The sequence below is a fragment of the Hydrogenophaga sp. genome (assembly GCF_025699295.1).
In the GTDB taxonomy this organism is placed as follows: domain Bacteria; phylum Pseudomonadota; class Gammaproteobacteria; order Burkholderiales; family Burkholderiaceae_C; genus Hydrogenophaga.
The window spans coordinates 1-13329 of sequence record NZ_JAILWB010000005.1 but is presented as its reverse complement, the minus strand read 5'-3'; the positions used below and the strand labels follow the sequence as shown (position 1 = coordinate 13329).

Genomic DNA, 13329 nt, shown 5'->3' with positions numbered 1-13329 from the left:
CGTCCTTCTCGCGCCGTACATTTCGGCAACGTTTGGGATGCCATGGACAGAAACACATTGTTTGCCAAGACGGACCAGGGCCGAGATGCCTTGAGCTCCCGTCCGCCGGAACTGGGGCCACGCCTGCGCTCGCTGCTGATCATGATCGACGGCAAGCGCTCGGTGGCCGATCTGGACAAGCTGCTGGGGGGCGACGGCCTGGCCGCGCCGCTGCTGGATCAGCTCGCCTCGGCGGGATGGATCGCCCAGGTGGATGCCGCGGGGCATCCGGTGTTGCACGCCATGGAAGGCGGCGCAGCCCCTGCGGTGAGTGACCCGCAGCAACAGGTCACCGTGCCCGCCGATCTGGCTTCGCTGACGCCGGCTGCCCAGGAGCCAGCGCCCGTTCCGACCTTGCCCTTCAGCGAGGCGCGCCGCCTGGTGGTGCGCTTCATCAACGACCAGCTGGGCCCCATGGGCGAGCCGCTGGCCCTGCGCGTCGAGGCCTGCAAGACACCGGTCGACCTGCAGATCGCCCTCCCGCGCATCCGGGACGGTCTGAAGAACTTCAAGAATTTGGCCACGGTGCAGCGTTTCGACGACGAGCTCGTCGCGCGCCTGCCGAAAGTCTGATCCGTTGCGGCCGTGTCAGGCCGCCAGCCAGGTGGCCAGGTGCGAAGCGTCTTCCACGGCGAGCCGCACCGCATGCGATGTGGTGGGCCAGTTCAGCGCACAGCGCACGAGGCGTCTGTCGCGCGACATCAGGGCGGTGAGCTGCGCCCTTTGCGCACGCAGTGCCGGGATCTCGTCGAGCTTGTGGATGCGCCAGGCCTCGGGCGCTGTACCGGGTGCCGGAGAAGCGAACTCCACGCCCAGCCATTCGTCGCCCGCGGCCATGCCCGCGGCCTCGGCCGCGCCACCGCGCAGCACCGTTTTGAGCTGCAGCACGCCGTTGGCCTCGCTCACCCGCAGGCCCAGCTGCTGCGCCAGCGGTGCCTTGTCGTGCGTCACCTTCACCCCCTGGTCCTGCAGCAGAGACGACAGCGGCAGTTCATCGGTGCTGTGCACCCAGGCTGCGATCTCGCCCTCGTAGCTGCGTCGGCCCAGGCGTTTGAGCGCGCGCAGCAGGTCGGTCTCGCGCATCGGTCCACCCTCGCAGCGCTGCCAGAGTTCGCGCATCACCGCATCGAGCGAGCTGTGACCCTCGGCGCGCAGGGTCAGGTCCAGGCACAGGGCCACCAGCGCGCCCTTGGTGTAGTAGCTCACGGTGGCGTTGGGCGTGTTCTCGTTGACGCGGTAGTACTTCACCCAGGCGTCGAAGCTGGCCTCGGCCACGGTCTGCACCAGACGGCCCGGTGTCTGCTGCACCTGGTTGATGGTCTTGGTCACCAGCTGCAGGTAGGCCGCGTCGTCGATCAGGCCGGCGCGGCGCAGCATCAGGTCGTCGTAGTAGCTGGTGAAGCCTTCGAAGAACCACAGCAGTCCGGTGTGGTTCTCGGTGTCGTAGTCGTAGCGCGCGAACTCGGCCGGGCGCAGGCGCTTGACGTTCCAGGTGTGGAAGTACTCGTGGCTGATCAGGCCCAGCAGCGTGGTGTATCCGTCGGTGGCTTTCAGGGCCACGGGCTTGTCGCCCGGTGCCGGTGGGCGCGGCAGGTCGGCACGCTGGCAGATCAGCGCGGTGGAGTTGCGGTGCTCCAGACCGCCGTAGCCGTCGGCGCTCGCATGCAGCATGAAGACGTAGCGCGAGAAAGGCGGCGGTTGTTTGCCGTGCCAGAAGGCGATCTGCGTCTCGCAGATCCTGCGCGTGTCCTCGATCAGGCGCTCGCCGTCCAGCCAGTCGCCCGCGCCACTGACGACGAAGCGGTGCTCGACACCACCGGCGGTGAAGCCTGCGCTCCAGAAGCGGCCCATCTCCACCGGGCAGTCGGCAAGTTCGTCGTAGCTCTCGGCGAAGTAGTGGCCGAATCCGGCACCATCCACCTTCTGCGGCGTCAGGCCCGTGGCGACCTGCCAGCCCGCGGTCGCCGAGCTGGTCGCGATCTCCAGTGCATGCGCCACGTCTTCCTGACCGAGCACCCGCAGGCACAGGCTGGTCGCATTGAAAAAGCCGCGCGATGCATCAAGGAAGGCGGTGCGCACCGAGGCGTCGAAGGCATAGACCTGATAGCGCAGTTCCAGGGGTACGCCGGCCTCGGCTTGCGCCTGCCAGCGGTGCTTGTCGAGCTGCTTCAGGGGCACCGGCTGGTCGTTCTGCCATGCGCGCAGCTGTTGCAGGTGCTGCGAGAACTCGCGCACCAGGTAGCTGCCCGGTATCCACACCGGCAGGCTCAGCCGCTGGTTCTTCGCGGGCTGGGCCACCCGCAGCGTGATCTCGAACAGGTGGGCGTGCGCGTCCCGCACCGAGACGGTGTAGCGCACGCCGGCGGAGGAGGGAGCGCGACGCGGGCTCAAGGCTTGGCGCTGGCGAGCATTTTTTCGATGCGGTCGGCGCCAATGGCGCCAGGCACGCGCGAGCCGTCGGCAAAGAAGATGGTTGGCGTGCCGGTGATGCGCGCCTTCTTGCCGAACTCGAAGTTGCGCGCCACGGCCGAGGCGTCACAGGTGGCCGCTGGCGGCGTCACGTCGCGCACCATCCAGTCCAGGAAGGCCTTGCCCTTGTCCCGGGCGCACCAGATGTGGCGGGACTTCTCGCCCGAGTCCGCGCTCAGGATGGGGTAGAGGAAGACATGCACGGTCACGTTGTCGATCTGCATCAGGTCGCGTTCGAAGCGCTTGCAGTAGCCGCAATTGGGGTCTTCGAACACAGCCATCTTGCGCTTGCCGTTGCCGCGCACGATGGTGAAGGCGTCCTTGAGCGGCAGGTCCTTGAACGCGATCGCCGTGAGCTTGTCCAGGCGCTGCTCGGTCAGGTCCACGCGCGCCTTGGTGTCGATCATCGAACCTTGCAGCACGTAGTTGCCTTCGGCGTCGGTGTAGAAGATCTCGGTCTGGTTGAAACGCACCTCGAACACGCCGGGCATGGGCGTCTTGCTGATTTCGTCGATCGGCGGCAGGTTGGGCAGGCGCTCGGCCAGGTTCTTGCGGATGGTCGCATCCTGCGCGAAGGCGGTGGTCAGCGTCAGGGTGGCGAGCACCGCCAGCAGGAGGGTTTTGATCAGTTTCATCGTGGGGGCCATCGGGTGGCGTTCGGGGTCGTCGGGGGAAAGTGGGTGCGTGCGCCTGCGTTGCTCAGGCGACCGACTGGCCCATGGCCTGTCGCGCGATCCAGTGCTTGATCGGTCCGCTGCGGTCGAAGCCGTTGAGGCCCCAGTTGCGCAGCGCCTGCACGCGCGAATCGGTGTGGGCGAACAGGCCGAACAGGCCGTCGGTGACCCAGCCCATGGCGCCCACCTCGGCGGCGCGCGCGCGCTCGTAGCGGCGCAGCAGTTTGAGGTCGCCCAGGTCTCGCCAGTACTCGCGTTCCCGCAGCACGCGCGCCAGCTCGGCCACGTCGGCCAGGCCGACGTTGAGGCCCTGGCCGGCCAGAGGGTGCAGGGTGTGCGCCGCGTCGCCGGCCAGCGCCACGCCGCCGCGGGCGGTGCGGGTGATCCAGCGCTGGGCGCGCGAGTGTTCCAGAGGCCAGGCCTGGGCAGGGCTTTCCATGTGCATGTGGCCCAGGGCTTGCGCGCAGCGTGCCTGCAGCGCCTGGGTGAAGATGGTGGGATCGGCTTGCAGCCAGGTGTCGGCCTGCTGTGAAGGAACAGACCAGACGAGCGCGACGGAGTTCCCCTGGGCCCCGCCCAGCGGCAGCAGCGCCATGACCTCGCCCTGGGTGAACCACTGCCGGGCAATGCCGCCGTGCGGCTGATCGCAGCGCAGCCGCGCGGCCACGGCCTTGTGAGGGTAGGGCTGCACCTCGAACTCCAGCCCGAGTTCCTCGCGCGTGCGGCTGCGCTTGCCTTCGCAGACCACGGTAAGGGCGGCGGTGGTTGGCGCTGTCTCGTCCAGACACTCGATGCCGGCCTGGAAGCTGATCGCGTCGGCCAGTCGCTGTTCCAGTGCCGGCACGTCGACGATCCAGGTCAGTGCGTCGGTGCCCTGGTCGTCGGCCGAGAACTGCAGCTCGCCGCCATCGTCGCCCCAGACCTGCATGGCGCTCACCGGCGTGACGGGCGTCGCGCGCGTGTCGTCCTGGGGACCCGATTCGGGCCAGGCGCGCACCGAACGCAGCAGATCGCGCGAAGCCGCGTTGATCGCGTAGGCGCGCACATCGGGCGTATCGAGGGCGGTGGCGCGGGGTGCGCCCACCAGGGCCACGCGCAGACGGTCGCGCGCCAGCAGCAGGGCCAGGGTCTGTCCCACCACACCGGCCCCGCGGATGACGACGTCAAAGCGCCGGGTGGAGGCAGTTCGGGGGCTGGGGGCGTTCATGCGGGGATTTTAGGAGCAGGGCACAATCCGGGCCTTCGCCGGGCGATGCCCTCGCCTGCATTGCCGACTTTGCCCGACAGCCGCGCACGGCGCCCCGCTGGACGGCGCGCCACCGACCACGCCCGACCATGAACGCAGACAGCCGCCCCACCACCCCCGCCGACGTGCAGGCCACCATCGCCCAGCTCTGGGTCTATCCGGTCAAGTCCTGCGCCGGCATCGCGCTGACCGAGGCCGAGCTGACCGACACCGGCCTGCTGTACGACCGCGCCTGGATGGTGGTGGACGCCGAGGGCGAATTCGTGACCCAGCGCGAGCTGCCGCGCATGGCGCTGATCCAGCCCGCGTTCAGGATGGGCCAGCTCGTGCTGCGCGCGCCCGGCATGCTCGCGCTGCACCTGGCGCTGGACGCCGCCGAAGGGCCGCTGAAGGTGCGGGTGTGGGACGACGAAGTGATGGCCTGCGACATGGGCGACATCGCGGCGCAGTGGTTCAGCGATTTCCTCGGGCCGGACGCACCGGCGCACCTCAAGCGCCTGCGCCTGGCGCGCTTCGACCCCGAGGTGCGGCGCGTGAGCAGCCCGAAGTGGACCGGCGGGCGCGAGGCCACCACGCAGTTCGCCGACGGCTTCAGCCTGCTGGTGACCAGCACCGCGTCGCTAGCGGGGCTCAACGAGCGCCTGGTGGCGGCGGGTCATGGGCCCGTGGGCATGGAGCGCTTCCGGCCCAACATCGTGCTCGACGGCGTGGAAGCACATGATGAGGACCGCGTCGGCGCCATGCACATCGCCACCGAGGCCGGCGCGCGCATCGAGCCCGTCAAGCCCTGCGGGCGCTGCCCGATCCCCAACATCGATCCGGCCACCGCGGCCTCCAGTCCCGAGGTGAGCGATGCGCTGCAGGCCTACCGCCAGGACCCGCGGCTGAACGGTGCCATCACCTTCGGCATGAACGCCATCGTGCTCGAAGGCGACGGGCAGATGCTGCGCCTGGGGCAGGCGGTGTCGGCGGACTGGCAGTTCGACTGAAGAACCGCGCGGGCACGCCCGGGCTCAGTGGCGCGTGGCCTGGGCGAACTCGCTGCGGTACAGGGCTGGCGTCATGGCCGTGTGGCGCTTGAACTGGCGCGTGAAGTGGGCCTGGTCGGCGAAGCCGCACACGTAGCCCACCTCGGCCGTGGACATGGCACCGGTCGTGAGCAGCCGGGCCGCACCCGTGAGCCGCGCGGCCGACAGCAGTTGCGTGAAGCTCAGTCCGCGGTGCGCGAGCTGCCGCTGCAGCGTGCGCGCAGAGGCTCCGACCTCCCGTGCCAGCAGGTCCACCGTCCAGCCGCGTCCCGGGTCGCTGGCCAGGTGGGCCCGCAGCTGCGCAATCCAGCGGTCGGCGTCGGCCTGCCCGGTGTCGGCCAGGGTGTGCTGCGGCTGCGGCTGCCAGCGCAGCTCCCAGCTCGACACGTCGTCCGGCCAGGCGTGGGGGTGCCAGGCGCGCTGCTGGCGACTCCAGCCTGCGAGGCCGGCGGGACGGGCCTGCACGCCGGGCATGTCCAGGCGCTCGCACAGCGCCACCAGCAGGCCGAACACCAGCAGGTCTTCGACCGGTGCGGGCGGCCGCGCGGGGTCGAGCGAGACGTGCTGGATGCGCAGCAGGCCGGGCTCGGGCTGGCCGACCCGCATGCGGTGGCGCGAGTGCACGAAACGCTCCAGACGCTGCCAGCGCTGCAGCAGGTCGGCCGGGTCGCGCGCCGGCGACAGGGCCAGCAGCAAGGGCTCTTCGTCCATGCCGTGCACCGCCTCGCCCAGGCGCACGACCACGTCCGCGCCATGCGCCTGCCAGAGCCGGTCCAGCCAGGCGCGCTTGTCCGCCAGCGGCACATGGGCCTGCTGCGCCGGCGGCGGGCCGTCGTCGGCCAGTCCCTGCATGCGCAGGCCGGCGCGCACGACCCTGAGCATGGCGGCGGAAGCGAAGTCGTTCATGCGGGCTGTGCCTTGAGCTCGGTGGGGTCGATCGGGAAGCGCTGGATGCGCACGCCGGTGGCGTCGCGCACGGCGTTGGCGATGGCGGCGGCCGCGGCCACGATGGCGGTTTCACCCGCACCCGAGGGCGCGCCACCCTCGTCCACCAGCACCACCTCCAGCGGCGGAACCCGGTCCAGCGATGGTATCGGCGCTTCGGCAAAACTGCCCGCGGCAATGCGCGCGTGGGCCACGTCGAGCCGGTCGCTCAGGGCCATGCCCAGGCCCCAGACCAGGTTGCCTTCGCACTGCGCGCGCACCTGGTCGGGGTTGATCACGGTGCCGCAGTCGTGCGCGCAGACCAGGCGGGTCACGCGTGGCACACCGTTCGGCGCCACGTCGACCTCGGCCACCACGGCGGCGTAGCTGCCCTGCTTGTAGATGCCGCAGGCCACACCGCGCCCGCGCCGCAGGCAGGCAGGTGCAGCAACCTGCGCGCCGGCGCGGTCCGCCACCGCGCGCAGCACGCGTGCCAGCCGGGGGTCTTCGGCGTGCTGCAGGCGGAAGGCCACCGGGTCGGCACCGGCGTGGCGCGCGCATTCGTCGATGGCGGACTCCATGGCCAGGCCGTTCGGTCCCGCGCCCAGGCCGCGCCAGGGCCCGGTGAACACCGGCAGGCGGCGCAGCGCGAATTCGGCGCGCTTGCGGTCGCAGCGGTAGGGCAGCTGCGCGCCGCGCGCCACACCGGCGTCGCCGACGAAGTCGGTGATGCGCTGCATCCAGACCGGCAGGCCGGCGTTCGTGAAGAGGATGTGGCTGCTGGCGAACACGTGCCACCACTGTTCGAGCCGGCCGTCGCGCAGGCGTGCGCGGATGCGGTGGCTCGACGGTGGGCGGTGGAAACCCTGGCGAAGCTCTTGTGCGCGCGTCCACTGCAGCTTCACCGGCTGGCGCACCGCCCGGGCCAGCACGGCGGCCTCCAGTTCGACGGTGCAGAGCGTCCTGCCGCCGAAGGCACCGCCCACGCGGTGGCCGTGCACCCTCACCTGCGTCTCGTCCAGTCCGAGGTGTTTGCGAACCACGTCGCGCTGGTAGTACACGTCCTGCGAGCCGACCCAGAGGTCCAGCCCGCCCTGGTCGTCGAACGCGGCCACGGCCGCGCGCGGCTGGATCGGCGCGTGCGCAGCCAGTGGCACGTCGATGCGCAGGTCCACGTCCCAGGCACCCTCCCTGTCGACGGCACCGTCGTGCACCGTGTACCTGAAGCCATCGCCGGCCAGGTGGCGGTCGACGTCCACCGCGTGGTCGATGTCGGCCTGGGCGAAGCCGCCTTGCGAATGCCAGCGCGCGTCGAGCGCGGCCTCGATGCGGTCGAGCGCGCCCGGCGTGCGCGCCACGATGCCCAGGCCCTCGCTCTGTCCGAGGCGCAGGCGCTCGTCGCGCACGGTCGCGACCCAGCCAGGCACCTGCCGCGCGGCGTCCTCGTCGATCGACGCCAGCGTCGATGCCTGCTCGGGTGACACGGGCGCGTGCAGCACGCGCCCGAACAGCATGCCCGGCAGGCGCATGTCGGCCACGAAGACCGGCGCGCCGGTGACGATGGCGCGCGCCTGTTCGAGGGGCGCGGCGCGGCCGACGTGGCGCGCGCCGGGCTGGAAGGCACGCAGCTCGGACAGGGGCCGCGGTTCGGCCTGGCGATCGCCTTCGGTGTGGCCGGCAGCGAGCGCGTCGCGCAGCGTGGCGCAGGCCTGGGCCAGCGGCACGGCGAAGTCCTTCACCGATTCGCTGCCCACGGTGGCCCGCACGCGGGCCATCTCGCCGGTGTGCGGCAGGCGCACGGTAAGGTCGTTCCAGTCGATGCCGAGTTCGGCGCAGGCGACCTGCTTGAGCGCGGTGGTGATGTTCTGGCCCATTTCCACGCGCGGCAGCAGCAACTCGTAGCGCCCCTGGCTGCGGCGGATCCAGCCCAGCGCGTCCTCGTACTGCGCCGCAGGCCGCTTGGGAATCACGGGCAGGCTGCACCCCGCGACGAAGCTCACGCCCAGCACAGCGCTGGTTTGAAGGAAGGCGCGTCGCTTCATGCCTGCCCCCTTTGCAGCGCCGCCGCGCGCTGCACGCCGGCGCGGATGCGCTGCTGCGTGCCGCAGCGGCAGAGGTTGCCGGCCAGCGCTTCGTCGATCCGCGCCGCGCCAGGTGCCGGGTCCTGGCGCAGCAGCGCCACGGTGGCCATGATCTGGCCCGCCTGGCAGTAGCCGCACTGCGGCACGCGCTCGTCCAGCCAGGCCTGTTGCACCGGATGCAACCGGCCATCGGCACCGGCCAGGCCCTCTATGGTCTCGACCGCCTGCTGGCCGACCGCGCGCGCCGGCAGCAGGCAGCTGCGTTGTGCATGGCCGTCGATCAGCACGGTGCAGGCGCCGCACTGGCCTGCCCCACAGCCGAACTTCGTGCCGCTCAGGCCCAGGTGTTCGCGCAGGACGGCGAGCAGGGTTTCGTCCTGCCAGTCGGGAGGGATGGGGAAGCGCTGGCGGTTCACGAGAAGGTTCATGGTGGTTCTCCGTCGGGTGGCGATGGCGCACTTTCGCCGCGATCGGCGCGACCGTCTTGAAGATTCGCGCCACCTCGCATCCCCTGGCGAAAAACAGGCATCGCATACACTTGACGGCTGTTTTTCGAGGTATTCCATGAGTCTCCAATGCGGCATCGTGGGCCTGCCCAACGTCGGCAAGTCCACCCTTTTCAACGCGCTGACCAAGGCCGGCATCGCGGCCGAAAACTACCCCTTCTGCACGATCGAGCCCAACACCGGCGTGGTGGAGGTGCCCGATCCGCGCCTGCAGCAACTCGCCGAGATCGTCAAGCCCGAGCGGGTCGTGCCGGCCATCGTGGAGTTCGTGGACATCGCCGGTCTGGTGGCCGGTGCCAGCACCGGTGAGGGCCTGGGCAACAAGTTCCTGGCGCACATCCGCGAGACCGATGCCATCGTCAACGTGGTGCGCTGCTTCGAAGACGACAACGTGATCCATGTGGCCAACAAGGTCGATCCGATCGCCGACATCGAGGTCATCCTCACCGAGCTCTGCCTGGCCGATCTGGCTGCGGTGGAGAAGGCGCTGCACCGCGTGAGCAAGACCGCACGTTCGGGCGACAAGGAGTCCATCAAGCAGGTGGCCATTCTGGAGAAGTGCCAGGCTGCGCTCAACAACACCCAGCCGGTGCGCACCATCGACTTCAGCAAGGAAGAACTCGCCCAGCTCAAGCAGTTTTTCCTGATCACCGCCAAGCCCGCGATGTTCGTGGCCAACGTGTCCGAAGACGGCTTCGAGAACAACCCGCTGCTCGATCGCCTCCAGGAGTTTGCGGCGAAGCAGAACGCGCCCGTGGTGGCGATCTGCGCCAAGATCGAGGCCGAACTCTCCGAGATGGACGACGCCGACCGGCTCGAATTCCTCAAGGAACTCGGCCAGGACGAACCCGGCCTGAACCGCCTGATCCGCGCGGCCTACCAGCTGCTCGGCCTGCAGACCTATTTCACCGCCGGCGTGAAGGAAGTGCGCGCCTGGACCATCCACGTCGGGGACACCGGCCCGCAGGCCGCTGGCGTGATCCACACCGATTTCGAGAAGGGCTACATCCGCGCCCAGACCATCGGCTTCGACGACTACATCGCCTTCAAGGGCGAGCAGGGCGCGAAAGACGCCGGCAAGATGCGCGCCGAAGGCAAGGACTACGTTGTCAAGGACGGCGACGTGATGAACTTCCTGTTCAGCAGCTGATGGGCGAACCCCAGCGCCTGGCCAAACGCCTGGCGGCGCAACTGCCATGCTCGCGCAGCGACGCCGAAAACTACATTGCCGGTGGCTGGGTGCGGGTGGATGGCGTGGTCGTGGAAGAGCCCATGGAACGGGTGCGCGACGACCAGACGGTGCTGCTGGACCCCAAGGCCAGGCTGGAGCCGCTGGCGTCCATGACGCTGCTCTGGCACAAGCCGGCCACCCGGGTGCTGCCCGACGAGCCGCTGCTGCCGGACGCGCTGGCCGCCAGGTGGTTCACCAACGCCAACCGCTTCAAGGGGGATCGCTCGGGCGTGCGTCCGCTCAAGGCGCACCGGCACAAGCTGCTGCCGGTGGCGCCGCTGGGCACCAAGGCCAGCGGCCTGATGGTGTTCACCCAGAACCCGGGCGTGGCGCGCAAGATGACCGACGACGCCGGCCAGCTGGAACACGAATGGCTGGCCGAAGTGGCGGCCGATCCCGATCTGGAAGACGAGGCCCGGCGCGAGGCGGTGCTCAGGTCATTGGGTCAGGCGCTGTTCTTTGACGGCTGGGCCGTGCCCTCGGCGCGCGCCAGCTGGCAGAGCGAACTGCGTCTGCGCCTGGCCATCAAGGGCAACCGGCCGGGCCAGGTGGCGCACCTGTGTGAGCGCGCCGGCCTGCAACTCACCGCCTTGCGCCGCCTGCGTCTCGGTCGTATTTCCCTGGCCGGCCTGCCGGTGGGCGAGTGGCGCTACCTGCTGCCCTACGAGCGCTTCTGATACAGCGGGCCCGCATGCAAGCGCGCGGCCCACACGCTCAATGCCATCGCGGCCAGCATCACCACCAGACCCACCTCGTGCAGATCCAGCATGCGGCCCTGCGCGATCATCACACCACCCAGGGCGGCACCCAGCGCCTGTCCGCCGTACATGGCCGAGGTGTTGAGGGCCACGGTGGCCGGTGCCAGCGCGGGTGACACTTGCACCAGCCGCGCCTGCTGCGCCGAGTTGCACGAGAAGCAGCCCAGCGCCCATGGAACGATGACCAGCGCCTGGGCCCAGAAGCCATGGCGTCCGAGCGGCCAGAGCAGCAGGCTCAAGGCCATGGCCCCCAGGGTGACGAGCACCGCCATGGGCGCGCCGATGCGGTCGATGAAGCGCGTCACGGCCATGTTGCCCGCGAGGCCGAAGACCCCGAACCACAGGAACATCAGGGACAGCGCTGCGCCTCCCGCACCCAGCGTCTGCGCGAAATAGGGCGCGAAATACGAGAACAGCGTGAACTGGCCGAAGGCCGAGAGCAGGGTCACGCCCACGGCCATCATCAGCGTTGCGGAGCCGATGGTGCGGCCCCAGGCCTCGCGTGAGAGCGCCGCGGGCTTGATGCCGTCGGGCATCTCGCGCCAGACCCAGGCGCCGCTGGCGAAGGACATCGCGGCCACGAGACCGAAGGCCCAGCGCCAGCCCAACTCACCGCTGATCCACGCCGACAGTGGCATGCCCATCACCGACGCCACCGACCAGCCGAGGAACACGAAGGTGATGGCGCGTCCGCGCTGCGCCGGGCCCACCAGCAGGCCCACGCTGGCTGCGGCCTGCGGCGTGAACACGGCCGGCGCGATCACCGCCAGCACGCGAAGCGGCAGCAAGGCCGCGTAGTTCGGCGCGATCGCGCAGGCCGCGGTGAGCACGCCGTACCAGATCAGCGAGATGGCGAGCAGACGCCGGCGGTCCCAGCCGGCGACCAGGCTGGCAAACACCGGCGCGCCCAGCCCCATGAGGATGGCCGCGGCAGTGATGAGCTGGCCGGCCTGCGGGATCGACACGCCCAGCGAAACGCTGATGTCGTTGAGCGTGCCGGGCACCACCATCACACCGGTGCCGATCACGAAATTGCCGACCATCAGCGCCCAGAGGGCGCGCGGCAGCGTGGAGCTTGTGGTGTTCATGGGTGCAGTGTGCCGGGGAAGAACCACAGCAGCGCCGCCGTCATGGTGACGTAGCGGGCGAACTTGCCGAGGGCCATATAGGCCACGCAGGGCCAGAAAGGAAACCGCATCCACCCGGCCACGGCGCACAGCGGGTCGCCCACCACCGGCAACCAGGCCAGCAGGCAGGCCCGGGGGCCGAAGCGTTCCAGCCAGCGCAGCGCGCGCAACTCGGTGGCGCTGCCGCGCGCGCGGTCCACGACCTTGTGCGTGCCCAGGCCCATGGCCCAGCTCACCGCGCCACCCAGCGTGTTGCCGGCCGTGGCCACGAGGATGGCGGGCCAGAAGAGTTCAGGGTTGAGCTTGATCAGGCCGAACACCGCCGGCTCCGAGCCCATGGGCAGCAGTGTGGCCGAGACGAAGGCCACGACGAACACCGTGCTCAGGCCGTATTCGGGCAGGGCCAGCAGTTGCAGGAGATGCGTCGACCAGTCGGGCATGGGCGTGGAAGGGCACGGTGCCGGTGGCCGGCGTGTCAGGGTGGTGGGTGGAAGCACGGGCGAAGAACGGTGGCATATCGTCTGCTGAAAAAACAGGCAGATACAATCGCTCTCCTTCGCGCCCCGCGTTTGCCGGGGTCGTGGCAGTCCAACCGCTCGACACCGATTCTCCCACCGCCATGCAACTTGGGGCTTTCACCTTGCCCAATGCCCTGTTCGTCGCGCCCATGGCGGGGGTGACGGACCGGCCGTTCCGCAAGCTGTGCAAACGCCTCGGGGCAGGCTACGCGGTGAGCGAGATGGTGACTTCGCGCCCGGACCTGCGCGACAGCCTGAAGACATCGCGCCGCGCCAACCACGAAGGTGAGGCCGCGCCCATCGCGGTGCAGATCGCCGGTACCGACGCGCAGATGATGGCCGATGCCGCGCGCTACAACATCGACCGCGGCGCGCAGATCATCGACATCAACATGGGCTGCCCGGCCAAGAAGGTCTGCAACAAGTGGGCGGGCTCGGCGCTGATGCAGGACGAGGCGCTCGCCATCGGCATCGTGCAGGCAGTGGTGGCCGCGTGCGAGCCGCATGGCGTGCCCGTGACGCTCAAGATGCGCACTGGCTGGTGCGCCGATGTGCGCAACGCGCCCACGCTGGCGCTGGCCGCCGAAGCCGCCGGCGTGCAGATGCTGACTGTGCATGGTCGCACGCGCGAGCAGGGCTACAAGGGCCAGGCCGAACACGATACCGTCGCCCACATCAAGAGCCGCGTGCGCATCCCGGTGGTGGCCAACGGCGACATCGACAGCCCC

The 13329-nt window shown here is 69.9% G+C and carries 13 protein-coding genes; 5 read left to right on the top strand and 8 right to left on the bottom strand.

The window, feature by feature from the left end:
- Positions 1-90 precede the first annotated feature (90 nt).
- A complete protein-coding gene (locus K5880_RS06010; protein WP_297649820.1) occupies positions 91-612 on the top strand; it encodes a hypothetical protein in 522 nt (173 codons plus the stop codon).
- A gap of 15 nt (positions 613-627) precedes the next feature.
- Here the strand turns inward: K5880_RS06010 and K5880_RS06005 are convergent, their stop codons facing one another.
- From K5880_RS06005 to K5880_RS05995, 3 genes are all read right to left on the bottom strand, one after another.
- A complete protein-coding gene (locus K5880_RS06005) occupies positions 628-2397 on the bottom strand; it encodes a peptidase M61 (RefSeq protein ID WP_297650293.1) in 1770 nt (589 codons plus the stop codon).
- 29 nt (positions 2398-2426) lie between these two features.
- The gene (locus tag K5880_RS06000) at positions 2427-3143 is read right to left on the bottom strand and encodes a DsbC family protein (RefSeq protein ID WP_297649819.1); all 717 of its coding nucleotides are present in this window, start codon (positions 3141-3143) and stop codon (positions 2427-2429) included.
- 64 nt (positions 3144-3207) lie between these two features.
- A complete protein-coding gene (locus K5880_RS05995; RefSeq protein ID WP_297649818.1) occupies positions 3208-4389 on the bottom strand; it encodes an FAD-dependent monooxygenase in 1182 nt (393 codons plus the stop codon).
- Positions 4390-4517: 128 nt separating this feature from the next.
- Between K5880_RS05995 and K5880_RS05990 the strand changes: the two genes are divergently transcribed.
- The gene (locus K5880_RS05990; RefSeq protein ID WP_297649817.1) at positions 4518-5417 is read left to right on the top strand and encodes an MOSC N-terminal beta barrel domain-containing protein; all 900 of its coding nucleotides are present in this window, start codon (positions 4518-4520) and stop codon (positions 5415-5417) included.
- A gap of 24 nt (positions 5418-5441) precedes the next feature.
- Here K5880_RS05990 and K5880_RS05985 read toward each other — a convergent pair whose 3' ends face one another.
- The 3 genes from K5880_RS05985 to K5880_RS05975 are packed head-to-tail and all read right to left on the bottom strand — an operon-like array spanning position 5442 to position 8889.
- A complete protein-coding gene (locus tag K5880_RS05985) occupies positions 5442-6362 on the bottom strand; it encodes an AraC family transcriptional regulator (protein ID WP_297649816.1) in 921 nt (306 codons plus the stop codon).
- On the bottom strand, positions 6359-8422 hold the full coding sequence (locus K5880_RS05980) for a xanthine dehydrogenase family protein (protein WP_297649815.1): 2064 nt from the start codon (positions 8420-8422) through the stop codon (positions 6359-6361). The genes K5880_RS05985 and K5880_RS05980 overlap by 4 nt, the downstream gene beginning before the upstream one ends.
- A complete protein-coding gene (locus K5880_RS05975; RefSeq protein WP_297649814.1) occupies positions 8419-8889 on the bottom strand; it encodes a (2Fe-2S)-binding protein in 471 nt (156 codons plus the stop codon). The genes K5880_RS05980 and K5880_RS05975 overlap by 4 nt, the downstream gene beginning before the upstream one ends.
- Before the next feature lie 136 nt (positions 8890-9025).
- Here K5880_RS05975 and ychF point away from each other — a divergent pair, with 136 nt between their 5' ends.
- Positions 9026-10117: a redox-regulated ATPase YchF gene (ychF, locus tag K5880_RS05970; RefSeq protein ID WP_297649813.1), complete on the top strand. Its 1092-nt coding sequence runs from the start codon at positions 9026-9028 to the stop codon at positions 10115-10117.
- Complete coding sequence (locus K5880_RS05965; protein ID WP_297649812.1) at positions 10117-10875, top strand: RNA pseudouridine synthase; 759 nt, start codon at positions 10117-10119, stop codon at positions 10873-10875. Before ychF ends, K5880_RS05965 begins: the two co-directional genes overlap by 1 nt.
- Here the strand turns inward: K5880_RS05965 and K5880_RS05960 are convergent.
- Both K5880_RS05960 and K5880_RS05955 read right to left on the bottom strand, forming a co-directional pair.
- Complete coding sequence (locus tag K5880_RS05960; RefSeq protein ID WP_297649811.1) at positions 10860-12044, bottom strand: MFS transporter; 1185 nt, start codon at positions 12042-12044, stop codon at positions 10860-10862. The genes K5880_RS05965 and K5880_RS05960 overlap by 16 nt on opposite strands.
- On the bottom strand, positions 12041-12523 hold the full coding sequence (locus tag K5880_RS05955; protein ID WP_297649809.1) for a YqaA family protein: 483 nt from the start codon (positions 12521-12523) through the stop codon (positions 12041-12043). The genes K5880_RS05960 and K5880_RS05955 overlap by 4 nt, the downstream gene beginning before the upstream one ends.
- 179 nt (positions 12524-12702) lie before the next feature.
- On the opposite strand from K5880_RS05955, the gene K5880_RS05950 reads away from it, so the two are divergent.
- Positions 12703-13329 (top strand): tRNA-dihydrouridine synthase (locus K5880_RS05950; protein WP_297649808.1); only part of this gene is annotated, 627 nt, incomplete at its 3' end.

Coding starts and splice junctions, on each gene's coding strand:
- K5880_RS06000 (WP_297649819.1), bottom strand. CDS start 3,143: ATGAAACTGATCAAAACCCTCCTGCTGGCGGTGCTCGCCACCCTGACG.
- K5880_RS05995 (WP_297649818.1), bottom strand. CDS start 4,389: ATGAACGCCCCCAGCCCCCGAACTGCCTCCACCCGGCGCTTTGACGTC.
- K5880_RS05990 (WP_297649817.1), top strand. CDS start 4,518: ATGAACGCAGACAGCCGCCCCACCACCCCCGCCGACGTGCAGGCCACC.
- K5880_RS05985 (WP_297649816.1), bottom strand. CDS start 6,362: ATGAACGACTTCGCTTCCGCCGCCATGCTCAGGGTCGTGCGCGCCGGC.
- K5880_RS05980 (WP_297649815.1), bottom strand. CDS start 8,422: ATGAAGCGACGCGCCTTCCTTCAAACCAGCGCTGTGCTGGGCGTGAGC.
- K5880_RS05975 (WP_297649814.1), bottom strand. CDS start 8,889: ATGAACCTTCTCGTGAACCGCCAGCGCTTCCCCATCCCTCCCGACTGG.
- ychF (WP_297649813.1), top strand. CDS start 9,026: ATGAGTCTCCAATGCGGCATCGTGGGCCTGCCCAACGTCGGCAAGTCC.
- K5880_RS05965 (WP_297649812.1), top strand. CDS start 10,117: ATGGGCGAACCCCAGCGCCTGGCCAAACGCCTGGCGGCGCAACTGCCA.
- K5880_RS05960 (WP_297649811.1), bottom strand. CDS start 12,044: ATGAACACCACAAGCTCCACGCTGCCGCGCGCCCTCTGGGCGCTGATG.
- K5880_RS05955 (WP_297649809.1), bottom strand. CDS start 12,523: ATGCCCGACTGGTCGACGCATCTCCTGCAACTGCTGGCCCTGCCCGAA.